This is a genomic window from Varibaculum sp., assembly GCF_008661855.1.
Classification (GTDB): Bacteria; Actinomycetota; Actinomycetes; order Actinomycetales; family Actinomycetaceae; genus Varibaculum; species Varibaculum timonense_A.
In genome coordinates this window covers 1-26,345 of record NZ_RPZY01000038.1, presented here as the reverse complement: position 1 = coordinate 26,345, position 26,345 = coordinate 1, and the positions used below count along the sequence as shown (strand labels likewise).

The 26,345-nt window shown below is 49.8% G+C and carries 19 protein-coding genes and 1 pseudogene; 13 read left to right on the top strand and 7 right to left on the bottom strand.

From position 1 onward, the window contains the following. Positions 1–812: 812 nt before the first annotated feature. Together QZT94_RS04855 and QZT94_RS04850 are read left to right on the top strand one after the other, a co-directional pair. Entirely contained in the window at positions 813–1,748 is a 936-nt protein-coding gene (locus QZT94_RS04855) for a DNA cytosine methyltransferase (RefSeq protein ID WP_296761648.1), read from the top strand. Beyond that, a pseudogene (locus tag QZT94_RS04850) lies at positions 1,735–2,748 on the top strand (HaeIII family restriction endonuclease). Before QZT94_RS04855 ends, QZT94_RS04850 begins: the two are co-directional and overlap by 14 nt. A 424-nt stretch (positions 2,749–3,172) precedes the next feature. Here QZT94_RS04850 and QZT94_RS04845 read toward each other — a convergent pair. Beyond that, positions 3,173–3,799 carry a superoxide dismutase gene (locus QZT94_RS04845; RefSeq protein WP_296761645.1) on the bottom strand — a complete coding sequence of 209 codons (627 nt, stop codon included), beginning with the start codon at positions 3,797–3,799 and terminating at the stop codon, positions 3,173–3,175. Positions 3,800–4,054: 255 nt separating this feature from the next. Between QZT94_RS04845 and QZT94_RS04840 the strand changes: the two genes are divergently transcribed. Then, entirely contained in the window at positions 4,055–4,444 is a 390-nt protein-coding gene (locus QZT94_RS04840; protein ID WP_296761642.1) for a hypothetical protein, read from the top strand. A gap of 68 nt (positions 4,445–4,512) precedes the next feature. Here the strand turns inward: QZT94_RS04840 and QZT94_RS04835 are convergent, their stop codons facing one another. After that, on the bottom strand, positions 4,513–4,914 hold the full coding sequence (locus QZT94_RS04835; protein WP_296773233.1) for a hypothetical protein: 402 nt from the start codon (positions 4,912–4,914) through the stop codon (positions 4,513–4,515). A 60-nt stretch (positions 4,915–4,974) separates the two neighbouring features. On the opposite strand from QZT94_RS04835, the gene QZT94_RS04830 reads away from it, so the two are divergent. The 3 genes from QZT94_RS04830 (at position 4,975) to QZT94_RS04820 (ending at position 8,862) form a co-directional block, all read left to right on the top strand. Then, on the top strand, positions 4,975–5,811 hold the full coding sequence (locus QZT94_RS04830) for a lysophospholipid acyltransferase family protein (protein WP_296761636.1): 837 nt from the start codon (positions 4,975–4,977) through the stop codon (positions 5,809–5,811). Positions 5,812–6,059: 248 nt separating this feature from the next. Next, entirely contained in the window at positions 6,060–7,271 is a 1,212-nt protein-coding gene (locus QZT94_RS04825; protein ID WP_296761633.1) for a pyrophosphate--fructose-6-phosphate 1-phosphotransferase, read from the top strand. Between the two features lie 181 nt (positions 7,272–7,452). After that, positions 7,453–8,862 carry a class II 3-deoxy-7-phosphoheptulonate synthase gene (locus QZT94_RS04820; protein WP_296773230.1) on the top strand — a complete coding sequence of 470 codons (1,410 nt, stop codon included), beginning with the start codon at positions 7,453–7,455 and terminating at the stop codon, positions 8,860–8,862. A 111-nt stretch (positions 8,863–8,973) separates the two neighbouring features. On the opposite strand, the gene pknB is transcribed toward QZT94_RS04820, so the two are convergent. Beyond that, a complete protein-coding gene (pknB, locus tag QZT94_RS04815) occupies positions 8,974–11,199 on the bottom strand; it encodes a Stk1 family PASTA domain-containing Ser/Thr kinase (protein WP_296761628.1) in 2,226 nt (741 codons plus the stop codon). An 84-nt stretch (positions 11,200–11,283) separates the two neighbouring features. Here pknB and QZT94_RS04810 point away from each other — a divergent pair, with 84 nt between their 5' ends. Next, a complete protein-coding gene (locus QZT94_RS04810) occupies positions 11,284–11,625 on the top strand; it encodes an Rv2175c family DNA-binding protein (protein WP_296761625.1) in 342 nt (113 codons plus the stop codon). Positions 11,626–11,627: 2 nt separating this feature from the next. Here QZT94_RS04810 and QZT94_RS04805 read toward each other — a convergent pair whose 3' ends face one another. Next, positions 11,628–12,698, bottom strand: coding sequence for a polyprenyl synthetase family protein (locus QZT94_RS04805; protein ID WP_296761623.1), 1,071 nt, complete (start codon positions 12,696–12,698; stop codon positions 11,628–11,630). A 135-nt stretch (positions 12,699–12,833) separates the two neighbouring features. On the opposite strand from QZT94_RS04805, the gene QZT94_RS04800 reads away from it, so the two are divergent. Together QZT94_RS04800 and QZT94_RS04795 are read left to right on the top strand one after the other, a co-directional pair. Further along, positions 12,834–14,729 (top strand): RNA polymerase sigma factor, encoded by a 1,896-nt coding sequence (locus QZT94_RS04800; RefSeq protein WP_296761621.1) that lies wholly within the window; start codon positions 12,834–12,836, stop codon positions 14,727–14,729. Positions 14,730–14,815: 86 nt separating this feature from the next. Continuing rightward, positions 14,816–15,091, top strand: a complete 276-nt coding sequence (locus QZT94_RS04795; RefSeq protein ID WP_363928434.1) for a hypothetical protein — start codon at positions 14,816–14,818, stop codon at positions 15,089–15,091. Positions 15,092–15,118: 27 nt separating this feature from the next. Here the strand turns inward: QZT94_RS04795 and QZT94_RS04790 are convergent, their stop codons facing one another. Both QZT94_RS04790 and QZT94_RS04785 read right to left on the bottom strand, forming a co-directional pair. Continuing rightward, positions 15,119–16,258 (bottom strand): hypothetical protein, encoded by a 1,140-nt coding sequence (locus QZT94_RS04790; RefSeq protein WP_296761619.1) that lies wholly within the window; start codon positions 16,256–16,258, stop codon positions 15,119–15,121. A 347-nt stretch (positions 16,259–16,605) separates the two neighbouring features. Continuing rightward, a complete protein-coding gene (locus QZT94_RS04785; protein ID WP_296761616.1) occupies positions 16,606–17,721 on the bottom strand; it encodes a hypothetical protein in 1,116 nt (371 codons plus the stop codon). A gap of 304 nt (positions 17,722–18,025) precedes the next feature. On the opposite strand from QZT94_RS04785, the gene QZT94_RS04780 reads away from it, so the two are divergent. Genes QZT94_RS04780 through QZT94_RS04770 form a run of 3 tightly spaced genes read left to right on the top strand, consistent with a single transcriptional unit; the run spans position 18,026 to position 22,276 of the window. Further along, on the top strand, positions 18,026–20,152 hold the full coding sequence (locus tag QZT94_RS04780; RefSeq protein ID WP_296761614.1) for a DNA topoisomerase IV subunit B: 2,127 nt from the start codon (positions 18,026–18,028) through the stop codon (positions 20,150–20,152). Between the two features lie 43 nt (positions 20,153–20,195). Then, positions 20,196–21,287 carry a GNAT family N-acetyltransferase gene (locus tag QZT94_RS04775; protein WP_296761611.1) on the top strand — a complete coding sequence of 364 codons (1,092 nt, stop codon included), beginning with the start codon at positions 20,196–20,198 and terminating at the stop codon, positions 21,285–21,287. Beyond that, complete coding sequence (locus QZT94_RS04770) at positions 21,287–22,276, top strand: hypothetical protein (protein WP_296761609.1); 990 nt, start codon at positions 21,287–21,289, stop codon at positions 22,274–22,276. Before QZT94_RS04775 ends, QZT94_RS04770 begins: the two co-directional genes overlap by 1 nt. Before the next feature lie 68 nt (positions 22,277–22,344). Here the strand turns inward: QZT94_RS04770 and QZT94_RS04765 are convergent, their stop codons facing one another. Then, on the bottom strand, positions 22,345–24,714 hold the full coding sequence (locus QZT94_RS04765; RefSeq protein ID WP_296761650.1) for a DNA topoisomerase IV subunit A: 2,370 nt from the start codon (positions 24,712–24,714) through the stop codon (positions 22,345–22,347). A gap of 322 nt (positions 24,715–25,036) precedes the next feature. On the opposite strand from QZT94_RS04765, the gene QZT94_RS04760 reads away from it, so the two are divergent. Beyond that, positions 25,037–26,176, top strand: a complete 1,140-nt coding sequence (locus tag QZT94_RS04760) for a nucleotide pyrophosphatase/phosphodiesterase family protein (protein WP_296761606.1) — start codon at positions 25,037–25,039, stop codon at positions 26,174–26,176. The last annotated feature ends 169 nt before the right edge of the window (positions 26,177–26,345 follow it).

Sequence of the window (26,345 nt, the reverse complement as noted above, 5' to 3'; positions counted from 1 at the left end):
TGTCTCGGGAGGGCGGAAACGGCGCGTACTGCTGCAATCGGGAGGGTGATTTTGACTGTGGAGGGTGGAATGGTTGGAAGATTGATTAAAACTGCTGGTGGAGTTTGGCAAAATCACCCTCCAGAGACGTTATGACCCTCCCGATTGGGCGGTAGAGCCTATTTATTTGTCATTTTGCCCGGATTGGGAGGGTGGTTTTGTCTTGGGAGGGTCAAAGCGCTCCTCAGGCGGGCGTGGTTGCCTGGTTACGTGTCTGAAAACTGTGGGTGCGGGGGAAAATTTGTCCTCCTGCCCAAGTAATTTGGAAAACGTTGCGGCGTTTTCCAAATTCTTATGCCCACCGCACCTACTCGGATTAAACTTTCCCCCGCTCTTCTTGTCAGTGCTTCCGTTTCTCTCGCCGGCCGCACACCGCATCTGCCTGGATGAAACTTTCCTCCTGCTTTTCCTGTCATTACTTCCTCATATTTACCCGCCGTGCCCCTTGATGTTCTGAAATCCTACCCCTCGACATGAAACCGTTCCCGCTTTTCTTGTTAGTGCTTCCACTTCTCTCATCGAGCGCGTCCCTTTTGGTGACGTTTTGACCCTCCCGGTGCGGTTGCTCCCTCCCGAGATGGGAATTGTGGTCGTAATTGGGGTGTTTTGCCGGTATTGGGAGGGTGTTTTGTCTGCGGAGGGTGAAAACGGCGCGCATGCCTGAAATCGGGAAGGTGGAAATGTTGCCCTGGTGGGCGTGATTGGCTGGTTGCATACCTGAAAGATGTAATGTTGATAGGTGTATCTACTGCTGAGGTTGGTGAGGAGGTAAAATGGCGAAACAAATGACACAGGCGAGTCTGTTCTGCGGTGCAGGCGGATTGGATATCGGATTCGAGCGTGTCGGTTTCAAAACTATTTGGGCAAATGATTTTAATTCGGATGCGTGCGAGACTTTTCGGCGTTGGAGCACAAGTGAGGTAGTTTGCGGGGATATAGGTACGATTTCTGAACACACCATTCCCGATACAGACATTATCCTAGGGGGCTTTCCCTGCCAAGGATTCTCTCTTTCCGGACCGCGTAAGTTAGATGATTCTCGAAACTCTTTATATAAGCATTATGTTCGCATTGTTAAAGCAAAACGTCCCCTGGTGTTTGTTGGAGAGAATGTAAAAGGTCTACTCACGATGGCTGGGGGAGAAATAATGGATGCTATCGTTCAAGAGTTCTCTAGCTGTGGTTATGACGTTCGCTATCAATTGTTGAACGCAAAGCACTACTCGGTTCCAGAGGACAGAGAACGAGTTATTATCGTCGGTTTTCGCAAAGACCTGGGAATTGATGATTTTAGTTTCCCAGCCCCGCAAGAAAATATCGTAACGCTGCGGGATGCTTTAGCCCCTATCCCATTGCCCGAGGACGAGGACGTATGTCAGGCTCCGTATTCCAGTCGCTATATGTCCCGTAACCGCAAAAGAGGATGGGATGAGGTTAGTTATACGATTCCGGCAATGGCGAAGCAAGTGACGCTTTGGCCTGGTTCTCCTGACATGATTAAGTTAGGTAGGGATAGCTGGAGGTTCGGCGAAGGACTAACGCGTAGACTGAGCTGGCAAGAAGCGGCAGCGATTCAGACTTTTCCACGGGACATGGTTTTCAGTGGCAACCTGACAAGCATATATAAACAGATTGGCAACGCAGTTCCCTGCAATCTTGCTGAACAGGTTGCAATCCAAGTTCGTAAGACCTTGGATGAGGTTATCTAAAAGGGAAAATATGGTAAAAGAAGGCAGTCAGACTCGGCTAGGTAAAGCCTTTGAATATGCCTGTATTAAAGCGCTTTACGACAAATACGATGATTTGCAGGACGTTGTTTTAGAGATAACACCACAATTGCATACAGCTCAGCACTGTTTTGAACTTTCAGTTGCTAAACAAAGCAATCTGATGGATGCCGCACAAGCGGCTATTAGGACAATCGAAGCCTTGGAACCACGCTTGCAGTACCCAGATGGAGATATTCCACTTGTATTGTCATTACAATCGGATGCTGCCGGTGTTGCGGGGGATGTACGGGATGTAATGTGTATTCGGCGAGGAAGTTCTTGGCAGTTTGGGCTGTCCTGCAAGCATAATCATCATGCCGTTAAGCATAGCCGCCTGTCAGATAGTATTGATTTCGGTTCTGAATGGTTCAATCATCCGTGTTCGCAAATATATTTCTCTGAGGTTACGCCTAAGTTTCAAGAGCTTAGAGAAATGCGTGACAGCGGTAAGGAAATAGGCACTCCTGCCAAATGGGCTAATCTTCCAGATAAAGCCGGAGATTATTACCGACCTATCTTGCAGTCCTTTATGGATGAACTTTCCAGGTTGAACAATTCGCATGGTGACGTGCCGGAAATGCTAATCAGGTATCTTATCGGGCGTCATGACTTTTATAAGGTGATCACCGATGACCCAAGGCGAGTAACTCGCGTTGAGGCTATCAATATAGCGGGAACTTTAAATAAGGCTTCTAAAGAACAGAAACCGATTACCAGAGTTCCGGTTTTGAAGTTACCGAAACGCTTTTACCATATAGGTTTTAAGGAAACTAATGGTAAAGAATCAAACAACACCATTCATGTTGTTTGTGATTAGGGGTGGGAACTATCTATGCGCTTGCATAATGCTAGCTCTAGGATTGAACCTTCCTTAAAATTTGATGTTCAGCTAATTTCATTTCCTTCCAAGTTGTTTGCACAGACTATTGCATGGAAATAATGCCCTAAGGGCAGTTTAACGACTTAGAAAATATTCCTGTCGTTTCCCCGCTTTACCCTTGTCCGGGAACTCATAGTTACGTGGGGGAGCGGTTTTCCCGAGTGGGTGTGGTAGGCATAAAAATTCGGGAAGCGCCCTCGCGCTTCCCGAATTCTTGGGTGGGAGGGGAAATAGCTCCCTCACGCTTGCTAGAAAGGTGCAACAATACAGATAGAGCGTGTGGACGAATTTATGCCGAAGGGTAGACACCCTAGCCACCAAGACTCCCTAAAATCGGATACCCGGTAACAAATCTAAAAATCTGTAATTCTTAAGGCACTAAATCCGTGAAAATGCCAGAGCGTTTTCCGGATTTCGGGGCGCGAGGTAAAATTCGTCCACACGCTCAGTCAGGCGTGTCTTTTATTAGTTAGTGAAACGGCTGTTAGGGCAGATTGATTAGGGAATTGAAGTTCTTTTCCGCGTTGGCGAAACGGGAGGAAACGTTTTCCCAATTCACCACATTCCACCAGGCCTTCACATAGTCGGCTTTAACATTTAGGTAATCCAGATAAAAAGCGTGCTCCCACATATCCAGCATGAGCAGTGGAGTAACCCCTACCGGAACATTACCTTGCTGGTCGAAGAGCTGGAAAATAACTAGGCGTGAAGAAATAGAATCCCAAGCCAGAACCGCCCAACCCGAACCTTGAAGTCCGGTGGCGGCGGCAGAGAAATGCTTCTTAAACGCCGCAAATGATCCAAAATTTTCGGCTATAGCCGCTGCCAATTCGCCCTCTGGCTCCCCGCCACCGTTAGGTCCCATATTGGTCCAGAAAACCGAGTGGTTAGTGTGTCCGCCAAGATTAAACGCCAAATCTTTCGAGAACTGGTTGATTGCTGCCAAATCGTCAGCTTCCCGAGCCGCCTCTAGTTTTTCTAGAGCACTATTTGCGCCATTAACATAGGTGTTATGGTGCTTATCGTGATGAAGCTCCATAATTTTGCCAGAAATATGTGGCTCTAGCGCGCTGTAATCATAGGGTAGTTCTGGGAGCGTGTACTTTTGCATCTAAATATCCTCCAATAGTAGTTTCAATCGCCTGAACCTCCCTCAAGGCTAAGGCGCTTTCTATCTACTGTAGGCGAAAAGTCCCACTCTCGCAGGATAAAATGCTATCAGGGCAGGTAGAAATGTATTTGCTGTGAGAATAAAACCAACAACTTCCTAAGAAGATTAAAAATCAAGCTTGCAGACATCGAATGTAGACAATAGTCAGTTACAATGAGAGCCAAAAGTCTTTGAAAAAATGAGCTGAGGAAGAAAATGGCGGAAGACGAAAAAAGCTTAGAAATCCTAATCTACAGTGATGATCGGGAAATACGGCAGCAGGTAATCAACTCGGTCGGAATCAAAGTGACATCAGATATGCCGGAAATAACCTGGGATGAGGCAGCCACTGCCACTATCACGCAAGATAAAGTGCATCATCATTGCTATGACCTGCTGATTCTAGATGGGGAAGCCACAAAAATTTCCGGTACTTCTCTGGCAAAATCTCTAAGTGTCGAGGAAGAAAATCTTCCCCCCATCGTAATCCTCACTGCTCGCCCCCAAGATGAGTGGCTAGTTGGCTGGTCGGGAGCCGCTAAAGCTGTGGAGCGCCCTCTGACCCCGATAAAACTACAAACCGCCCTCTACGAACTGCTGCGATAGTCAGCAAAGACCATAGTCAGTAAAGAACTCAGCGAGAATAACACCTTACTGAAATCTCGCTGTGCTGACTAAACGCGCGCTCCATCGTCGTCACTCCATTTATTGGTAAGGGCGCTGCGTCCTCTAGGTCGCAGAAAAAGCAATAAGCCACAAAAAAGCATCAAATCGACAAAACCTAGGACGTGTACCCACCCGGGCAGATTAAAACCGGCGATATAGGTGACAATCCAGGTGATAAGCAGGGCGATGGTGATTACCAGAGCCCGCAACGCGGTGCGCGGACGGGGATTTGGGGGAAGAATAGGGGGTTCAAAACCATCATTTGGCTCCGCTAATTCGTAATCTCGCGGCCCGAGCGCGAAAATGTCGCTATCATCTAATCTAGAGGTAATATCCAAAAATTCATCATCTACGCGACGTTGACTTGGGTTGCGGCGGCGATGCGCCCCCCACATCTTGGGGAGTTTCATAGTCGTTAGTTTAGCCGGTCTTTTTTGATTGGTCATAACCTGGTCGGGAAGGAAGCTTACGTGTTATATCGGATGCTGAAATTATTCTTAGGACCAGTCCTGAAAGTCCTTTACCGTCCTTGGATTAAGGGGGCAGAAAAGATTCCCGGTACCGGACCGGCGATTTTAGCCTCCAATCATTTAGCGGTGATTGACTCATTCTTCTTACCGCTGATGATAGAGCGGGAAGTCGTTTTCGTGGGGAAAGCCGACTATTTCACCGGAAAAGGCTTTAAAGGTGCTTTTGTGAAATGGTTTATGACCCGCGTGGGCACGATTCCGATTGATCGTTCTGGGGGGAAGAAATCCCAGGCAGCTTTGCAAAAAGGTTTAGCACGTCTGCAATCTGGCGAACTGTTCGGTATCTACCCCGAGGGAACTCGCAGCCCAGATGGGCGGCTATACCGTGGTAAGACCGGGGTGGCGCGTCTGGCGCTCCGGAGCGGAGCGCCAGTTATTCCGGTGGCGATGATTGGTACGAACATTGCTCAGCCGATAGGAACCAAGATTCCGCGTCTGCACCGCATTGGGGTGGTTATTGGCGATCCCTTGGATTTTTCTCGCTATCAGGGGATGGAAGATGACCGCTATGTTTTGCGGGCAATAACCGACGAAATCATGTATTCCTTAATGAGCCTGTCGGGGCAAGAATATGTTGATTTGTATGCGGCTGACGTGAAAAAAGCGATGGCTAGCAAGGAGGGCACGGACGAGGACGCAGATGCGACTTCCGAAAGGAAAGTGGTGGCTCCCGGAGGGCGAAAAGCCCCTGAAGTAGAGATTCCCGAACCTCCAGCAGAGAATGCTGCTGAAAGCGAGCCTACAGAAAACCCCAAAAATACACAGGTAGATGAATAGAGCGAAGAATTTGCAAATCTAGCTGTTTGTCTCGGGAGAATCTTCGAGAAAATCTAGCGAGTTGGTCACCTAGGTAGTAAATCTTTGGCGGTGATTTCTGGGGCGAAACTAGGAGTACCACTGATAATGGGCTTATCGTTCTTTCTCTACAAGGACGGATTTTAGCTTCGTGGAGTCAGCTGCGCCTTATCGATTAGACTAATACTCGTCGGGGCCAAAACTGGCCAAACAATTCTTTTGGAGGACTTATGACCATTAAACGTGTGGCACTGCTTACTGCTGGCGGATTTGCACCCTGTCTATCATCTGCGGTTGGCGGGTTGATTGAACGTTATACCGAACTGGCTCCTGAAGTTGAAATTATTGCCTACAAGCATGGTTATCATGGGCTATTGTCAAAGAACTATTACGTTGTAGATCAACAGGCACGTGAAAATGCTGGTTTGCTGCATAAATTTGGCGGATCCTCGATTGGTAACTCGCGGGTGAAACTAACCAATAAAAAGGACTTGGTCGCAAGGGGATTAGTTAAAGAATCAGATGATCCGCTACAGGTTGCGGCTAATCGCCTGGTAGAGGACGGGGTTGATGTCCTGCACACTATCGGTGGAGATGACACTAACACGACCGCCGCTGATCTTGCCCATTATCTGCATGAACACGACTATGAGCTAACTGTAGTTGGGCTGCCCAAGACTATTGATAATGATATTGTTCCGGTTCGTCAATCCCTGGGGGCATGGACCGCAGCCGATAGTGGCGCTCTTTACGCTGAACACGTAATTGGCGAATGTCAGTCTAATCCTCGAGAACTGATTATCCATGAGGTTATGGGACGTAACTGTGGCTATTTAACGGCGGCTACTGCTCGTTCTTACCGGAAACTGCTTGATCAAAAACAGTGGGTTCCTTCTTTGGGGTTGTCTCGCGAATCCCGTGAGATTCACGCTATTTTTGTTCCTGAGGCACATATTGATATTGAGGTCGAAGCGGATCGGCTCAAGAAAGTTATGGATGAGGTGGGTAATGTTAATATTTTCCTCTCCGAGGGAGCTGGGGTTAGCGAGATTGTCGAGCAACTGGAGGAAGCTGGAGAAACAGTTCCGCGCGATCCCTTTGGGCATGTGCAGCTAGATAAAATCAATCCCGGACAGTGGTTTGCCAAACAGTTTGCGGCACGTATTGGTGCCGAGAAAGTTATGGTACAAAAGTCTGGATATTTCTCTAGGGCTTCAGCGGCTGGTGAAGAAGATTTGCGTTTGATTAAATCTATGACCGATTATGCAGTGGAATGCGCTTTTGCCGGTAAAGCTGGTTTGATTGGGCATGATGAAGAAAATGGGGATTTGCTGTCTTCTATTGATTTTGCTCGGGTTAAAGGTGGAAAAGCCTTTGATATTGAAACCGACTGGTTCAAGGAAATGATGGTCGAAATCGGGCAGGAAGTTCGTCCAGCATAAGTTAGGAAACATTGCTATTTTGGGGCTCGCCGCAACAGCGGCGAGCCCCAAAAGACTTTTTAGCGCCCCTCAATCAGGGATAGTCGCATTTATAAGCAGATTTATAAAATGTGAGGATGTTTAGCTCCTTGCTGCGCATTTCATTCGGCGGACTTTTCCGTCCTTAGAAATAAAACTCAGTATGGTTGGTTTTGTGGACGATAAAACCCTAAAAGCCTTAAATTCTTGGCGTAAATGCCCGGCGCAACAACAGCCCACCTATCCTGACCAAGGAGAACTACAAGAGAAGCTGGCAGATGTACGAACTCGTCCTCCCTTAGTGATCGCCGGAGAAGTGGACTACCTAAAAAACCTGTTCGCGGAAGCTAGCCAAGGACGAGCCTTCGCTTTGACCGGTGGGGACTGTGCCGAAACTTTCGCGGAATCAACTGCCAATCGGGTGCGGCTCAAAATCCAAACCATTTTGCAGATGGCAATTGTCCTAACCTACGGAGCGTCCCTACCGATTATAAAAATGGGCAGAATGGCTGGTCAATACGCTAAGCCTCGCTCTAGCGATACCGAAACTCGTGACGGGGTAACTTTGCCTTCTTACCGGGGAGATGCGGTTAATTCTTTCGAGTTTACTTTGGAATCCCGCACCCCCAATCCAGCTAGACTGCTAGATACCTACACCCGTTCGGGGACTACCCTGAACTTAATCCGTGCCTTTACCCAAGGTGGTTATGCCGATTTGCATCGAGTACACGAATGGAATCGAGGTTTTACTTCCAACCCCGCCTATAAACGTTTCGATGCTTTAGCCTGCGATATTGACCGCGCGATTTCTTTTATGGATGCGGCGGGAGTCAGCTCAGCGGAGCTACGTACCGTAGATTTTTACAGTGCCCACGAGTCGCTACTTCTCGAATATGAACAAGCAATGACCAGGGTAGATTCCCGTACAGGGAATCTATACGATACATCGGCACATTTCCTTTGGATAGGGGAGCGTACCCGCCAGTTAGATGGGGCTCACGTTGAACAACTATCGCAGGTTTCCAATCCTTTGGGGGTGAAAGTCGGTCCAGATGCCACCCCAGATGATTTGGCGCGCCTGCAAGACAAGCTCAACCCCAAGGCAGAGCCGGGGCGTTTATCTTTCATTACCCGCATGGGGGCGCGCGAACTTCAATCCTGTCTACCCGCGCTATTAGAGGCACAGAAACGGGACGGACGTCCGGTAACCTGGATGTGTGACCCGATGCATGGCAATACTATGCAATCATCTTCCGGGTACAAGACCCGCAGTTTTGAACGCATATTAGAGGAGGTCGCGAGCTTTTTTGCTGCTCATGCGGCGGCTAACACTATCCCGGGAGGCATACACGTCGAGCTGACCGGGGATGATGTTACCGAGGTAATTGGGGGCAGTGAACAGGTAACTGAGGAATCTTTGAAAACCCGATACGAGACCCGGGTAGATCCTCGGCTTAATCATCAGCAGTCCCTGGAATTGGCTTTCCAAGTGGCGGAAATGTTGCAGGAACGCCACGACACTTTAGGTAATCCTTTACGCCGCCCTCTAGAGCCGTGGGGATATTCAGTCTAAGGGATTCGCCTTAGAGTACTCGCCACCCCCAGTTGGGTTTCCCAAAATAGGCGTTACCGCGCAAGCTAAGCTGCGTCCTTAGCCGTTTTGCGTCCTCTAAAATAATCGTGGCTATACGTAAGTTAAAGTAACTGTAGAGCCTGATTTTAGTTTCGTTCCCCCGGATGGGGATTGGGAATAGACACGATTAGGGGATATCCCTAACAGTTCCTTTCGGATTTTTACCTGGAAACCTAGTGATTCTAGCTTTTGTTTCGCTTCACTCATACTCAGTGACGACACATTAGGTACTGTCACCATTTCTGGTCCTAAAGAAATCCGTACTTTGACTTTATCCCCATGGTAAACGGTGCTTTCTGCTGCCGGTTCTTGGGCGATAACCTTTCCTCGCGCCACGGAACCGGAATACTCGGTGCTCTTTTCCATCTGTACTTTCAAATCAGCGAGAATCTTGGTGGCTTCTGCCTCGTTCTTACCTGCTAAATCCGGCAATTTGATTGGTTCTTTACCTTTTGAAATTGTCAGTTTCACCGGTGAATCGTGGCGTAAGGAAGTGCCAGCAGTGGGGTCGGTCGATATTATTTTCCCTTTTTCTACCTCGTCCGAGTATTCTTCAACCTTTTCCGCTAGCTCTAACTTCGCTTCTTTCAGTAAGGCTACCGCCTGTTCATGGTCTTTACCTACCAGTTCAGGAACTTTTACATATTCAATCCCGCGAGAAATATATAGAGTTACTAGCGAGCTCTTCCGGGCTTTACTTCCCGCTTTGGGGTTAGTTCGGATTGCCTTATCTTGGCTTACGGTATCGGAATATTCGCGCACAGTTTTTACTTTTAACTGCGCCTTAGTTAGCAGCGATTCGGCTTGAGTAGCGGTTTTGTCCTGTATGTTAGGTACGGTTACTGTTCCGCCTGGTCCGAAAGTGAAATACCATCCAGCTATTGCCCCACTGCTTACTAAAAGTAGGGAGATAACCAGTGCCCATATCCAGCGTTTTTTACCTTTAGAGCGGCGCGGTTGCTCTGTGGCAGCGGCTTTATCGAAACTCTGTCCGTTCGCCTTTGCTTTAGTAATAGCTTGGACGGAGTTATGGTTCCCGCTTGACTTAGCTGGTCGTGATGTCGGTTGAACCGGCTGCACGGAAGAATCGGTTTCCCAGTTAGAGGAGGGGTTAGGAGGACGGACAGGGGTTGCGGGTATTTCGGGCTCTGACAGATGGAAAACCGGGAGAACCGCGGTTCCGCCCTTTCCTAGGGGAGTGTGTTCTGTTTCGCTCTCTGGGCTCGGGTTTTGAGGACGCTTTGCTTTGCGTTCTTTAAGCGTAGGGCTAAGGCAGCTAGATACTGCTTGCACCAGCTCTAAGGCGAGTGAGGCATCGGCGGGACGCTCACTGACATTCCGGGCGGTAAGCGCCGCGATTAGGTCGTCTACTTCGCTTGGAATCCAGGGAAGTAAATCAGAAAGAGCCGGTACGTCCTCGCTTACATGCCGCCAAGCAGTCCGAATCGCGGTATCGCTTTGAAAAGGAGCTATCCCGCTGATGAGCTCATAAAGCATAATCCCGGCGGAATAGACGTCACAGCGCGCATCGGAACTGGTTTGTGAAATCAGTTCGGGAGCCAGATAGTTCACAGTCCCCATAACCGAGCCGGTAGTGTTGCCAGTTGCTTGATTAACGGCGTGCGCTAAACCAAAGTCTGCCACCTTGACCTGCCCGTTAGGGGTAAGCAGAATGTTTTCGGGTTTAATGTCCCGGTGAATAATCTGCATACTGTGGGCGGCTTGCAACGCTGCCAGGACTTGGGCGGTAATCTCTAAAGCTCGTCCTAAAGGTAATGTTCCTTCCCGCGTGAGCACCTGGCGCAAGTTAGGTCCATTTACAAATTCCATCACCAGGTAGGGGCGTCGTCGCCAAATCCCCTGATCAAAAATTTGAACAATTTCTGGGTGCATTAGGCGGGCAGCTGAGCGCGCTTCTGCCTCGAAACGATCAACTAGGGAAGTGGTGCTAGCCAGGTGCGGATGCATTATTTTTAACGCCACGTCCCGCCCTAAACGTTCATCGTGAGCACGGTAAACACTCGCCATGCCCCCGGTATCGATAACTTTTACTATCCGGTATCTTTCATCAATCAACCGTTTTAGCATTTGGTCGTTATCTGGGGCGCTTTGCTTTTCGGAAGGAATCTGTCCCAACTCAGTTTGCTGGGGTGCGGGCGGTGAAACCTGAGGATTCGCTTGAGCGGCATTATCTGTGCTTTTTGACGGCATATTTACGCTATGCGAATCCTGCGGGGTGGAGCGAGAGTGCCCGGTATCGTCCGTTTCGATTCTCATATTTTCATCTTAAAGGGAGAAAGGGGGATTGCTGGTAAACGGCGCGGATAGGACGCGGCTTGCCCTCTCAGATAGGGTGGGAGTATGGATATGATTAGTTTTAAGGAAGCAGCTGAGCGGCTGGGCATAAAGGTTACTCGTGCCCATCGCCTATTAAATGAGCATCGCCTATTAGCTTTGCCCGATTCGCAGGGGAAACTGCAAATCGTATCTGATTGTTTACTGGATACTCCCGAGGGGTGGACCTTAGTGGAGCGTTTACCGGGAACTATGCTCACCTTGCTGGATGGAGGTTTTTCTACCCAAGAGGCAACCGAGTGGGTACTGTCACCGCAGCCATTGTTAGATGGGCAGCGACCGCTTGATTTATTGCGGGTCGGCACTCACAGCACCGTGAACGCAGTAGCAGCCATGCAGGCTCTATAGGGCTAAGATTTGCGTTCTACCAGCAAACGTCCAAGTTCTAATAGCGCCTCGCGTCCGCTCTGATTGAAATTTCCGTTTTCTACCAGAGCATTTCCGCGCATCGCATATTCATTAATCAACTCACGATGCTTATCACGTACCCCCTGTTCGTTTAAGGCTTGGGTGAGTTCTTGAATCTGTTCGCTAGTGGCGGCGCGATTGGCAAAGACTTGTTGGAGTTTTTCGAGGGCGTTTTCAGATAGCATCTGTCTAGCTAGCGACCACAGAACGGTTTTCTTCCCCTCGGTTAAATCGCCCCCTGCCGGTTTACCTGTTTGTCTGGGGTTGCCGAATACTCCCAGTTCATCGTCACATAGTTGGAAAGCAATGCCCCAGTATTCTCCAATTGCAAATAGGGTTTTCAACTGGCTATCGCTGGCATTAGCTAGGCGAGCCCCCAAGGTTAAAGGGTGAGCCACCGAGTAGCGCCCTGACTTGTGACGAATAACGGTTAGAATCTGCTCTAGCGCGGTGGCGGGGTCAAGGTTATCGGTTTCTAGGCGTAAATCTAGGTATTGACCGACCCCAACTTCCCGGGTCATTTCGGTCCAGTTTGTGAAGAATTCATATCCGGTTTCCAGGGTGCTCGCTACGTTAAAAGCGTAGTAATCGGCTACTGCTAGCAGTACATCCCCGAGGAGAATTCCTGCCATTTTTCCGTATTCTGTGCTGTTTCCCTGCCGGTTTCCCGCCTGGTGATTTTTAGTGAAACTAATATGGGTAGCGTCTTTACCCCGCCTGAGTGGCGCATTGTCAATAATGTCGTCATGTACGAGGGCGCTAGCCTGGTAAATTTCTAACGCTATCGCCAGGTCGTAGACCCCCCTAGGGGGAGTGGTTTGACCGCCGCTGATAGCAGCGAATCCAGTTTGGGCGAGTCGCGCGCGGGTACGTTTTCCGCCACGAAGAGAGGCTAGACCCACTTCGAATAGTTCTTCTATTCCCTCTAAGTTACGCCAAGGCTGGATTCCTTCTTTCCAGGCTTTGGGCAATAATTCCTCTATCTGGGTGGAAAAATCCTGGTTGTTTGGCATTAGTTGCTACTCCGTTCCCGTTTTTCTCTCCTCTAGCCGCGAAATAATCTCTAGATTTGTGCTAGAAAGTGTGGTATTGAATTATAATTATTGAGCATTCTCTGTGAAATCGTTTAGAAATCAGGAAAGGTCGCTGTGACTCCTAAACCTGCTCAATCTGAATCTAGCGCTAATAGTTCCGCTAAAGCGAACGCTACCAAGGGCGCTACCAAGAAAACTACTGCTACAAAGAGCGCTAAAAGTGCAGTAAAATCGGCAGACAAGTCTACAAAGACAGCCAGTAAAACTGCTACCAAGAAAAAAGTAACTGGCACTAAGGCAGCGGCAAAGACAAAAGCTACCTCTGCAGCCGCCAGTAAGACTAAAACTAAGTCTACTGCTGTAAAGCCAGCCGCGAAGTCATCTTCGACACCGAAGGCAACAGACAGCCAGAAGCCAGCCGCAAAGAAAGCAAGTTCGGGGAAGAAAACTACTGCGCCGAAAAAAACAGCTGCTAAAAGTACTACTAAGACTACGGCAAGCGCTTCCAAGACTTCCGCAGCTGCCAAGAAAACTACCGCTAAGAAAACCAGCACCGCCAATGCAAAGGTAGAAAAGACCGAGGGGAAAGAAACCGCAGCCAAGTCGCAAAAGAAAACTACTTCCAAAAAAACTACCTCAGCGAAGAAAACAACTGCGAAGAAAGCGGTAACGAAGAAAGCGGCTTCAAAGAAAACCAATAGCAAGCAAACCAGTGCCAAGAAAAAAGAAGCAGAGGTCTTGCCAGCCGAGGAAGAAAAAGAGCTGCTAGAAGCGCCACTCGCTGAGGACGAGGGGGCGGGTGAACCTGAAGAACACGATTTAACCGCTGAAGAAGACGAGGACATTGACATTGATGTCGATTTCGACCTCGATGAGGACGATAATGACGATGATGATGACCTGCACGGTGAAGATCGGGAACCAGAGGATGACGAGGAAGAAGAAACCGACACTGCTCCCGGCAATGCTCTTGACGGATTGAACAAGGCGATTGCCCAGGCAAAAGCTAATGCCAAGGGGCAAAAGAAAGGCAATTCGTTCACGGTTTCTGATTCTGATGAAACCGATGAACCGGCACAGCGGGTCACAGTAGCGGGGGCTACCGCCGATCCGGTCAAGGACTACCTAAAACAGATTGGCAAAGTAGCCTTGCTTAACGCTGCCGAAGAAGTCGATTTGGCTCGCCGGATTGAAGCTGGTCTTTACGCTGACCACAAGCTAGAAACAGAATCAGATAACCTGACTTCCAAGATGCGCCGCGATTTACATTCCTTGTCAATAGATGGGCAACACGCCAAGAATCACCTATTAGAAGCTAATCTGCGGCTGGTGGTTTCGCTGGCGAAACGTTACACCGGTCGGGGAATGTTGTTCTTGGATCTAATCCAAGAGGGTAATCTGGGTCTGATTCGAGCAGTTGAAAAATTCGATTACACCAAGGGGTATAAGTTTTCTACCTACGCTACTTGGTGGATTCGGCAGGCGATTACTCGCGCTATGGCTGACCAGGCGCGCACTATTCGTATTCCTGTTCACATGGTGGAAGTTATCAACAAGCTGGCCAGGGTGCAGCGACAAATGTTGCAGGATTTAGGGCGCGAACCTACTCCAGAGGAACTGGCTAAAGAGCTAGATATGACTCCTGAAAAAGTAGTAGAGGTGCAAAAATATGGTCGCGAACCAATTTCTTTGCATACTCCGCTAGGCGAGGACGGCGACAGCGAGTTCGGGGATTTGATTGAGGACTCCGAGGCAGTGGTACCTGCCGATGCGGTTAGCTTCACCTTGTTGCAAGAACAGCTGCGGCACGTCCTAGACACGCTTTCCGAGCGGGAAGCCGGGGTAGTGTCGATGCGTTTCGGTTTGGGCGATGGACAGGCAAAGACTTTAGACGAGATTGGCAAGGTTTACGGGGTGACTCGTGAACGTATCCGCCAGATTGAATCCAAGACTATGTCGAAGTTGCGACATCCCTCCCGCAGTCAAGTGCTGCGCGACTATCTAGACTAGCGTTTCACCACGCTTTTATCGTTTCGGCGTCCTAGCGAAAAGCTAGGACGCCGAGTTAATTTTTGCCGGACGCGAAAGCAAGGCAAGTGAGCGTGACTTCAGCACGCCCTCAAGTAAAGATAGAAAACATGAGCCAGAAGAACTATGTTTTTACCAGTGCTGACCGTTGCGATACCTGCGGAGCGCAGGCTTGGGTACTTGCCAGTCTAAACAGCGGCAACCTGTTTTTCTGTGCCCATCACGCAAATACTCTAGTTCCCGCATTGCGCCAGGCGGGAGCAGAAATTATTGATAACACCTCGCAGTTGCATTTGGAGGAAGCTGAAAACGCCCCGCTAACCTCACTATCTCGCGCCCGCTAAGGGACGGCTAACTGCTGTTTCCTGACTTTAGTTTCCCGGTCTTTCTTCTTGACCTTCTTGCTGACTAGGGTTATTTTCTAATCCCTGACCATTATCGCTACTCATGTCGGGCATAGTCTCTTGAGACGAGGACGCGCTAGGAGAAGAATCAAGACCTGAAGTTTGCGTTGCCTTTACTTTAGAATCGGGTTCGATGGCGGGTTGTGGCTGGGGGAATGCTTCCGACACTGGGAATCCTGGGGTGGGGAAACCATATCCTTGCTTTTTCGGGGGGTAGTACCCGCCGGTTGGATTTTGTAGATTGTTCGGCGGATACGGATAGGGGTAAGGATAGTAGTTGTTAGCTGCAGATTGACGGGATTTTCTCGGTCTATTCTTTAGCTTGCCTACCACTGCTGCTACCGCCACGATAACTGCAGTAGCAATCAACCCAATCGGGATGATAGTCCCTAGAAGTGCGAAAAAACTACGAGGCTTATGGTGATTACGTTGAGCAGTAATGGTAACCGTTCTGTCTATTTCATTAACGCTGTTTACCGACCAAGTATCTCCTGAGCTCTCCCCAATAGTGGATCCTTCCGAGTCTTCGGATTCTGCTGATTCAGCTGACTCTACAGTTTGAATATTTCCTGGGAAAGTAACTCGCAGCCCACCGACGCTTTCAGTACCTTCATTAGTGGCAGTGTCCATATCGGGGTCAGATTCAGTATCGCTATCGTAATCGAGACCAGTATCGCTATCGTTATTGTTATCCCTGCCAAGACCAGCTGCGTAAAGTGTCTGAGCTATGCTAGGGGAAATGTTCAAGATTATTTCGTTCTCGGTGACTAGCCAACCACTCGCACTTTGATAGTCCTCTTTAAGCTGACCAGTTACTTCAAGGGAAAGGGAGGAGGTTGATGAATCGCAGCTTTCTACCTTGAAATCGCTAAGAGAAGTAAGTATGTCAGGAAGAACTTTACCTGATGCCACCATTCCGCAGGTTAAAGTTGCCCAAGGTGTTTCCACATCAAGAGGAAAACCGATTTGAATATGGGCACGTACGGTTAAATCTCTATCTATGGTGATTCTAATATCTCCGCTTTCAGCGTTCGCCGGTGCGACGGGTACAAGTAAACTAAAAACAGTTAATGCGGTGCCAAGAAGTATCATTGATAGGCGTTTCAAAGCGATTCCTCTTCCCTAATTATTATCGGCAGTTTATTTGCCTTTATTAACTCATATTTTCGTTTCGTGGGGACTGGAACTGCTATTCTGAAAAGTTAGACTAACGCCCGGAAAACCCGGTATCGGCAGTTTTAGGAAAATAGATTTAATAGTTTTCTCGGTAATCGGGCTAAGATAACCCGCCAAAACAGGGAAGCTATTAGCATGAGGATATCGTGCTATTATGCTCGGTATCTGTTGGTAGTATCTGGTCTATTTCCAGTTTTAAGCTCCCAGGATTAGGGAACTGCTTTATGGTTTCCTATTTCGGCTATTTTTTCTTTTTTGCCTATTATTGTTGTTCATAGCTACCTAGGTTCTTGAGACGAGGGTGCGCTAGGGGAGAAATCGGATTCGACCTCGGCGGGGGCAGAGTTGAAGCTCGGTTGAGTATTAGGGAAAGCGTATCCCAAAGGCTGCCCATTATTGATTTGAGGTAATGAGGGAGCTTGCGGGGAGGTAAAACCGCCGAAGTGCTGTCCCATTTGCGGGTTGCCTCCATTTAAGGGGAATCCTGATTGGGTTGCATTGGGGACGGGATATACCTGTTGGGGGCTATAGGGAGAGTAGGGGCTTGGTGACATATAGCCTCCCGGCGGGGTTTGCGGGAAATACCCAGGCATAGCTGCTTGCGGGTAGTATCCGCCATAGCCAGGAAGGTAGTTTCCGGGATTTTGCAGTTTCTTCTTGGGGGCAGTCGCCAATACGAGTATCCCGACTGATGCCACAATAAACAGCACTGCCGGAATCGCGAATCCCAGACTTATTCCCGGTTCAGATGGATGGCGAGCAGCGGTGAATACCACTCCTTTGTTATCTTTTATTCGTTTTTTCTGGTCAGCGGTTAAAGGTTTTTCTAAGATCCAGGTGTTTCCAGATATTTCTCCAATATCTGGGGTAACGCTTTTTATTTTCCCGGGAAATGTGTAGCGGGCAATCCCTAACGAGGTGTCTAAGTTGCGAGAGTCCCAGGTCGGATTGTCAATAGTTAAGACTAATGTATCGTCTCCGGTTAGTTTTAAAGACTTATCGGAGCTGGATTGCTTTAGGGTTTCTTCATCGTAATAACCGCTATGTCTGAGGAAGAACCGATTTCCCTCAAAGTGGCAGCCATCCAGTTGTAAGTTATAGCCGTCCTCCTCGGGGTGCAGATTTTTAATTTCCTGTTTCCGCTCAGCTGTCAGTGCTTCGCAAATCTCCTGGGAATCCTCAGTGTTATATTTCTTGGTGAGTTCTTGCTTTTCACCTTGGTAGCTTGTGTTATTAAAATGTAAATTTTCGGACAATGACCAATCAAAATGGTATCTAGTTGCTGCTTGAGCCGAGGAGACCGGCAAAACTAACCAGGAAAGTGCTACCAGGCTAGCTAGCGTAATACCAAATAAAACCCGAGGTAACCGTTGGAGAGCATTGATGCGTTTCATCAGGATTCCTTACCAATAAGTACAGAGCTGGATTCAGAGAAGAATTATTCCCGATTATAATTCCTCTCATCTGCTATCAGCAGGTTTTATAGCTAAAATCTCGGTAGTATTCATATGTCTTCCATAAACCCGTTTTATTGCGTCCGGTCGCACGTATGAACGTGCACCTAAAATTCGGTTTCAGATTGTTGATAGTGCCAATATTGCAATCAACCTCGCTGAATCCGGCGGGGAGTCCCTCACAATCACTCGTCCTCGGAAAGCCAATCGCAACCGTAAAAGCACCAACCCTTAAACTAGGGGGGTGGCTACTAATACGAAATCGGATTACACCGCCCGGCATCTGTCGGTACTAGAAGGACTGGACGCAGTTCGCAAGCGTCCCGGTATGTATATCGGCTCCACCGATCACCGCGGGCTAATGCACTGCCTGTGGGAAATCATCGACAACTCGGTAGATGAAGCGCTTGAAGGCTACTGTACGCAGATTGACGTGACTATCGGCGATGATTATTCGGTTTCGGTCTCAGACAATGGTCGCGGTATCCCGGTAGATGAAGTACCGGGGGTGGGGCTATCCGGGGTAGAGGTCGTCTACACCAAGCTGCACGCGGGCGGAAAGTTCGGAACCGGCTCCTATGGGGCAGCCGGCGGTCTGCACGGGGTAGGCGCCTCGGTGGTAAACGCCCTCTCGGCTCGCCTAGATGTGCAGGTAGATAGGGGCGGGAAAACCTATCAAATGTCTTTCCTACGCGGGGAACCCGGAGAGTTCGATGACACTAAATCCCGCACCCCCTCCTCGCCATTCAAAGCCTTTACCAACGAATCTAAACTGAAAATAGTGGGGAAAACCCCGAAAAACCAGAGTGGAACCCGGGTACGTTTCTGGGCAGATTTCCAAATCTTCCCGAAAAGCGCCTCCACCGGTTTCTCCTGGGAACACCTATTGGAGAGGGCGCGACAAACCGCATTTTTAGTGCCGGGACTAACTATTAACTGTCGAGATGAACGCCCGGAAGAACCCTTAGAAGAATCTTTCAAAGCCGAGGGGGGAACCAAAGATTTTGTCGAATTCCTAGCCCCTGATCAGGCGATTGTAGACACTTGGTGTATTCGTGACCAGCGCACTTACAGCGAAACTGTGCAACAGTTAGACCAAGAAAGTGGGCACTTACGCCCGGTAGAAGTAGAACGCACCTGTGATATTGATATTGCCCTGCGCTGGGGTAACGGTTACGACACCGTAGAGCGCTCTTTCGTGAATATCGTAGCCACCCCCATGGGCGGCACCCACGTGATGGGATTTGAAAACGCCCTGTTGCGGGTACTTCGTAGCCAGATTGAGAAAAATAAGAAATCGAAACGCCTAAAACTGACCCAAAAAGAAGCCAAAATCCGAATCGAAAAAGAGGACGTGATGGCGGGGCTGACCGCGGTGGTGACTGTGCGGCTACCCGAACCCCAGTTCGAGGGGCAAACCAAGGAAGTCCTCGGTACTCCCCAGGTGCGCCAGGCGGTCTTAAGTGCGGTTAGTTCCTGGCTGGAAAAGAAGTTTACTTCCTCAAAACGCGACGATAAACAGCAAGTATTTTCCCTGATGGAAAAGGTAGTGGGGGAGATGCGGGCGCGAGTGAGCGCGCGGCATCAAAAAGAGATTTCCCGGCGTAAAAATGCTCTGGAAACTTCCTCGCTGCCGGCAAAACTCGCGGATTGTCGCTCTAATAAAGTGGAAGATTGCGAACTGTTTATTGTGGAGGGCGACTCGGCGCTAGGAACTGCGAAACAGGCGCGCTCCTCCGATTTTCAAGCATTGCTGCCGATTCGCGGAAAAATTCTGAACACCCAAAAAGCCTCCACCTCCGATATGCTTTCCAACGCCGAATGTGCAGCGATTATTCAAGTAATCGGAGCAGGTTCGGGACGCAGTTTCGACCTAGACTCGGCCAGATACGGCAAAGTCATTATGATGACCGATGCCGATGTGGATGGCGCACATATTCGCACCCTCTTGCTCACCCTATTCTTCCGTTATATGCGCCCCCTGATTGCCGCCGGGAGAGTCTATGCGGCAGTCCCTCCCTTGCACCGGATTGAAGTGCCAGCTCAAGGGCGGAAAAAGAAAGAAATCATTTACACCTATTCCGAGGACGAGCTGCATCAGCGGCTGCGCGCCCTCGCCAAAAGCGGACGCAAATATAAAGAACCCATCCAGCGCTATAAAGGTCTGGGCGAGATGGATGCTTCCCAGCTAGCGGAAACTACGATGCAGCGCGAAAAACGAACCTTGAGACAAATAACTTTCGCAGACGAGGCAGCCCTGGCAGAGGCAGAAAATATTTTTGAACTACTCATGGGCTCCACGGTAGCTCCCCGGCGGGAGTTCATTGTGGCTGGAGCAGACCAGTTAGCGGCAGAACAGATTGATGCTTAAAGGCTTTTTTAGTTTGCTCGTCCACCCCACATAGAATAGAGGTATGTCACTAAGTCTGCGCGAAAGGTTAGGTTGCCTCCCCTCAGCCCCAGTACCTCCCGCACACCTGGGGCTATATTGGCGTCCTTCGCATGAGACCGATTCTTGGCGAATCCGGGAATTAATCCATTTGACGGAAAAGAACTCTAATCCGGCGCGCCCAACTTCCGAGGGGGAAATCTCGCGCCTAACCCGAGCTCTAACCCACCCGGAACTGCAAGACTGCCTGATTGGTCTGGATTCGCGCGGTAACCTGGCGGCTTTCGGGTCAGTCACCTTGCAGCCAGATGAAAAAAGTTACGCTCGCGCTGATTTATTCGCGGTCACTGCCGAGCATTGGCGAGGACGCGGAATCGGTAAAGCCCTGCTGGCTTGGCAAGATGTGCGCGCCCGGGAACTAATGTTGGGATATTACGGAAGTGACTATGACCGTCCCGCGCAAATCCGTAACGTGGTAGATGAGCGGGCCGGGGACAGACGGATGCTCTATGCGGCTGCCGGTTTTTCAGCCCAACGCGCGATTAAAGTTTTTTCGCACCATCTAGCCCCAGACGTTCTCGCTGATTTATCGGGAAAATTCCCTACTAAAGATGTGCGGATAGTCTCTGCCCGCCGTCTCTCGCCCGATCAGTGGGAAGAAATCAAAGCTCTCCACGTAACTAACTCTGCCCGCCTATATGCCGATAAAGGAAATGCTTCTCGCTGGTGGGGTCGGGTTTTAGGTAATCTTGCCCCCGATTTGTCATTTGCGGCTGTATCGATGATTTCGGGGCGAGTGCTTGCCTATTGCCTGGTGGTTTATCGCGATATTTGCCAAAGTAGCTGCCTGGACAGCGAGGGTACATCTGAACAAATAATTCCGACCGTAGCGGTCGATATTTTCGGTGATGACCGCCAAAATGCCGATAGTCATGGCACAGATTTTTCGGTGCTAAAACAGGTGCTTTGTCAGGTTTTAACCGCCTGTCAGCGCTTAGGGTATAAACAGGTGTTCGCTGAAGATAACTATCCAACCCTTGGTGATTTGTCCCGGGTGTGTGTTGCCTGTGGCTTTCAGCTTGCCGGAGCACGCATGATTTACACGGTGGAACTGTAATGAATCAGCAAGAATGGCAGCTGCCCGAAGGCGAAGATAAATACTGTTGGCGTCGTTTAGGTCCTAAAAATGTGCCAGAAATGGGTAATCTGATTCGCCGAATTGAGGATTTTGATAACCCTCCTTTCCGCACCGCTGTCGGTGAGATAGAAGCATTCTTTTCAGCCCCTACTAAATGGCGCACGATTGGGGCGTTCGGTGCAGATAATAACCTGGTTGCCTATGCGCAGGTACGTCCGCGTTTATTGGTAAATGAAGTGGTTTGTGATGGGGGAGTAGATCCGCGCTACCGTGGTCAAGGTTTGGGCAGAGCCGCTATTACTTGGCAACGTGACCAGGCAAGTATCCTCTTAGATGCTTCCCGCCCCGGTCGCGTCCTTTTCTATGTAGAAGACGTTTCCCCCGATTTGTCTAGATTGCTGTTAGATGCCGGCTATCTAGAAACCGATTCTTTCGTGGATGTCTGCCGAGACTTGACGAATCCGATTAAGCCAGCGCCAGTTCCTTACCCTTTCGAGGTAGTTCCCTGGGATGAGGAACTTGATGAAATGCTGCGTCACGCTTTGAATCGGGTTTTGAATGATAATAATCCTGAATCTGGCTATAGCGTTGAAGATTGGGCTACCCGGCGAGCAGCTTTTACTCCCGATTGTTCTTTTGTGGCGCTTGATAAAACTACTGACCGTTCCCAGATTGCCGGATTCGCGCTTTCTTCTGTTTATCGCCAAGATTGGACGGCGGTTGGGAATCGTCAGGGATATATTGATTTGCTGGGTTTGCTACCGGGATGGGAAAATGCGGCGATTTTGCGGGCTTTAATCGCTGGCGTGCTCCAAGCATTTAGGGAACGAGGATTCGCCACTGCGGGGGCGCTGTTACCGGCTACCGTCGATGCATTAACCCGGAAGCTTTTTGTAGAAGCTGGTTTTAGGACTGTCGGAACTTCAACCCAATATGCGATAGATACCGCCGCCACTAGCGATTCTTAACTCTTTAACCTGCCGAGATTGTTTTTCCGGCTACTCAGGTTAGGGCGCGACTTACTGTTACCGGCTATTTACCCCAGGTAATAGATTTGGCGTTTTAAGGCGCTACCAGAAGCGTCTCGTTTCTCGGTTACTTCTGGCAAAGAAACGGGGGAACCATCCTTTGTGAGGGCGCGTGGCGGGGTAGCGGTAACCGCTGCCAGCGACAAGCGGCTCTCTCCCTTTAGGAAACGCTGACAGCGTACCCCTTGTCCGGCGCGTCCTTTTTGCGGATACTGCAATAAGGCAGTGACTTTAGCGCTGGTTTGTCCGCTACCAGGCGTAGAAGTAGAAATCCCCGCGACTGTTACCACCAGGGAAGACTCTAGGGCATCGGCACTGATTACAGCGGCGGATATTACTCGGTCACCGCCGGAAAGTTTCATACCGCAAATACCTTGACCCGAGCGTCCCTGAGGACGTACTTTATCAGCTGGGGTACGCAGCAATTGCGCAGCCGAAGAAATCAGTATGAAAGTACCATCGTCGCCCCCAAAACCAGCAGCTACCACCTGATCGGCATCATCAAGACCAATTACCGAATAAGAATCCTGAGTAGATAACACTTCGGGACGTATCCGTTTAATAGTGCCGCCACTGGTGGCAGCCCACCAGGTAGGTCCGTCCTCATCGAGGGGAACCAACCCCACTACTTTCTCGCCGTCCTCTAGGTTCAACAGCCTAGAGATTGGGGGAGTGCCCCGCAGAGAGGGAGCCGTGGCCGAGCGTACCAACGCCGGAACTTCCAGCGCCGCGAGCTTATATAAAATCCCGCGGGAAGTAATTGCCCCCACCTGACCGCGGGCAGTAGTTTTTGCCGTGGAAATAATCGCGTCCCAAGGTTCGCGTCCCTCATCAGGGGATAAAGCTTCATGACCGGGGAAACGTGCCACCATTCCCCCAGCTCCCAACACTACCGTGGCGGGTTCATCGGGAATCTCTAAGGGGGTGTCTTTTTCTGCTTCTAGCTGCGCTGCGCCCTCTTCGGCCAGTAAGACCGTTCTCCTGGAATCTGCGCGTTTTTCTGCCACTTCCCGCAGCTCGCTGGCCACCAGTTCCTGGCGTTTCTCCCGCGAAGCAATAAGCGCCTCTAGCTCGGCTATTTCGGCGGTTAAGCGGTCACGCTCCGCCTCTAATTCCAGGCGAGAAAACTTAGTTAAACGGCGCAGTTGCAGGGATAAAATATGTTCCGACTGCACCTCATCTAAATCAAATGCCTCCATTAAACGGGTTTTTGCCTGGGCAGAGTCCTCGGAGGCGCGAATAATCTGGATAACATCATCAATATCGAGAACCGCAATTAGTAAGCCGCGTACCAAATGCAGCCGTTCTTGCCGTTTACGAAGGCGATACTGGCAGCGACGCATCACGATTTCCATACGGTGATTTAAGAACACCTGTAGCATTTCTTTTAGCCCCAGGGTGCGCGGTTGTCCATCTACCAGAGCCACCGCATTAACCCCGAAAGAATCCTCCATAGGGGTGTGTTTGAATAGGCTAGCGCGCACTGCCTCGGGGTTAAAACCGGATTTAACCTCTATTACCAACCGCATATCGTGTTCGCGATCAGTTAGGTTAGTAACCGCTGAAATGCCTTTTATCCTGCCTTTTTGTACCCCATCTTTGATTTTTTCAATCACTTTTTCCGGGCCAATCATATAGGGCAGTTCGCTCACCACTATTCCCATTTTTCGGGCGCTAACTCGCTCAATAGTGGTCTTGGCACGGGTGCGGAAAATCCCCCTGCCGGTTTCATAGGCTTGGCGAATACCGTCTAAGCCCACAATTATTCCGCCCCCCGGCAAATCAGGGCCGGGAATAAAACGCATCAAATCTTCGGTGGTGGCATCGGGATTTTCTAGCAGATGAATCGCGCCCGCCACGGTTTCCCCCAAGTTATGAGGAGGAATATAGGTGGCCATCCCCACCGCAATTCCGTTAGCCCCATTAACTAATAAATTCGGGAATGCTGCGGGCAAAACCGCTGGTTGCAGGAACTGATTATCGTAGTTGGGTACAAAATCGACGACATCCTCGTCGAGATTGGCTACCATATCTTGCGTAGCGGGAGCCATCCGAACTTCCGTATAGCGCGCCGCCGCCGGGCCATCATCTAAAGAGCCAAAGTTTCCGTGCCCATCCACTAGCGGCATCCGCAGGTTAAAATCTTGCGCCAGACGTACCAGGGCATCATAGATAGCGCTGTCACCATGCGGGTGGAGCTTACCCATTACTTCGCCTACTACGCGCGAGCTCTTCACGTGCCCTTTACTGGGCCAGAGCCCCATTTCGCTAAGCATATAGACGATACGCCGCTGCACCGGTTTTAGACCGTCTCGGGCATCTGGCAGGGCGCGCGCATAAATCACCGAATAGGCGTATTCCAGGAAAGAAGTGCGCATTTCCTCGGAGACGTCAATATGGGTGATGTGTTCCTCAGAGGTTTCAGTTAGGGAGGGCGAGCTGGGTTTTTTATTAGTTTGGCTTTTTGGCTTGCTGGTTACCGCCGGGGCAGCGGGTGCTGCGGATTTTTCGGGCTGAGGGGAGGATCGGTCGAGAGTACTGCTCTCAGACATGGCTGCAGAAAACAGGTCAGGCTGAAGGGAATCATTCGACTTTTCACTCACCGTTCTATCAAAGCAAAAAACTGCTTAGTAGTCAGCTTAGGCTCGCGGATATGAGAGCATAAGAGGTATGGGTCACCGTGAGGAAAAGTCAGTTGGAATGCGAATATGGGATATATTACCCGGCCTTTTTGGGGCGTTTAACTGGCGAGAGGAAACTTGCTATTCTCCTGCGTTAAAACAGTTATTAGGGACGGGAAAACGTCGCCTATGTTTAGTGGTAATAGATGGCATGGGGCAGCAGCTACTTTCGGCTCGGCGCGGGCACATCCCCTTTATGCGTCCCTATCTTTCTCAACTTCCCGAGGTGCTGGGGCAGCCGTTGAAAACCTGTGTACCTTCAACTACGGTGGCGGCGCTAACTAGCTTGCATACAGGCCTTTCACCAGCAAAAACCGGTATGTTGGGGTATCAGTGTTGGGACGAAGACGCTGGGCGCGTCCTAAATCTGATTACTTTTGAAGGCTTTAAGCGCCCCGCTCAATCTTGGTGTGATTACCCTACTTTTTTCACTTACGCCACCAAAGCTGGGCTGCAATCGCGGGCATTAGTTCCCCCCGATTTTGTGGGTTCAACTTTGAGTGAAATTACTTTGCGGGACGCAGATTTTAAGGTCTCGACCGAGCTTTCAAAGCGGGCTAGCGATGCGCTTCAGGCTTTTAAGCAAGGGGTTGATTATGTTTATTTATACTGGTCAGGATTAGATCATTGGGGTCATAATTTGGGGTGGTCACATCCTAGATGGATTCAAGAACTAGAGAGCGTAGACCGCTTTTTATCCGATTTGCATTCTTGCTTACCCGGTGATGTTGCCCTGGTGGTAACCGCAGATCACGGCATGGTAAATGTTAGTGTCGATACCACGGTGGATATAGCGGAATCTGGGCTTGCGTCCCAGGTAGAGGCAGTTTCGGGGGAGCCACGCGCCCTCCATATTCGCCTGAGGGGAGATTGTTTAGAGGATCACCCTAGCGGTAATCACACTCGCAGCGCCCCTAGAACATCGGTAACCGCTAAGTGGCAGGAATATGTGGGCAAGCGCGGTCAAGTTGTAAGTGACTATCGACCCGTTTATGGCGATATTTTGCTTCCGGAGCGGATTGGGGACTTTACTATTTTCGCCAAGGGAAACTATCAATTTGTAGATACCCGTTTCCATAATCCGTCAGTATTACAAATGGTGGGGGTACATGGGGCGCTCACCCCACAAGAAATGGAGATTCCCCTGATTATCGCCTAGTTTGCCCTACTTGAGCATCTTAGGTAAAAGATTATGCAATCAGAGCTTCCTGACAAAGCGAATCGGGCGTTACCGTGGTTTCGTCCCAAAAACTATGTCGTCCCAGCTGGGGATAGACTTTCGATGAGAGCGCCGATGTTTGCTTTTAGCGCTTTTTTCGGTGCTGGCA

Excerpts from the sequence above, each read along its gene's own strand:
- QZT94_RS04785 (WP_296761616.1), bottom strand. The coding sequence starts at position 17,721 with ATGAAACGCATCAATGCTCTCCAACGGTTACCTCGGGTTTTATTTGGT.
- QZT94_RS04775 (WP_296761611.1), top strand. The coding sequence starts at position 20,196 with ATGTCACTAAGTCTGCGCGAAAGGTTAGGTTGCCTCCCCTCAGCCCCA.
- QZT94_RS04760 (WP_296761606.1), top strand. The coding sequence starts at position 25,037 with ATGCGAATATGGGATATATTACCCGGCCTTTTTGGGGCGTTTAACTGG.
- QZT94_RS04835 (WP_296773233.1), bottom strand. The coding sequence starts at position 4,914 with ATGAAACTCCCCAAGATGTGGGGGGCGCATCGCCGCCGCAACCCAAGT.
- QZT94_RS04825 (WP_296761633.1), top strand. The coding sequence starts at position 6,060 with ATGACCATTAAACGTGTGGCACTGCTTACTGCTGGCGGATTTGCACCC.
- QZT94_RS04805 (WP_296761623.1), bottom strand. The coding sequence starts at position 12,698 with ATGCCAAACAACCAGGATTTTTCCACCCAGATAGAGGAATTATTGCCC.
- QZT94_RS04820 (WP_296773230.1), top strand. The coding sequence starts at position 7,453 with ATGGTTGGTTTTGTGGACGATAAAACCCTAAAAGCCTTAAATTCTTGG.
- QZT94_RS04770 (WP_296761609.1), top strand. The coding sequence starts at position 21,287 with ATGAATCAGCAAGAATGGCAGCTGCCCGAAGGCGAAGATAAATACTGT.
- pknB (WP_296761628.1), bottom strand. The coding sequence starts at position 11,199 with ATGAGAATCGAAACGGACGATACCGGGCACTCTCGCTCCACCCCGCAG.
- QZT94_RS04840 (WP_296761642.1), top strand. The coding sequence starts at position 4,055 with ATGGCGGAAGACGAAAAAAGCTTAGAAATCCTAATCTACAGTGATGAT.
- QZT94_RS04845 (WP_296761645.1), bottom strand. The coding sequence starts at position 3,799 with ATGCAAAAGTACACGCTCCCAGAACTACCCTATGATTACAGCGCGCTA.
- QZT94_RS04855 (WP_296761648.1), top strand. The coding sequence starts at position 813 with ATGGCGAAACAAATGACACAGGCGAGTCTGTTCTGCGGTGCAGGCGGA.
- QZT94_RS04765 (WP_296761650.1), bottom strand. The coding sequence starts at position 24,714 with ATGCGCACTTCTTTCCTGGAATACGCCTATTCGGTGATTTATGCGCGC.
- QZT94_RS04810 (WP_296761625.1), top strand. The coding sequence starts at position 11,284 with ATGGATATGATTAGTTTTAAGGAAGCAGCTGAGCGGCTGGGCATAAAG.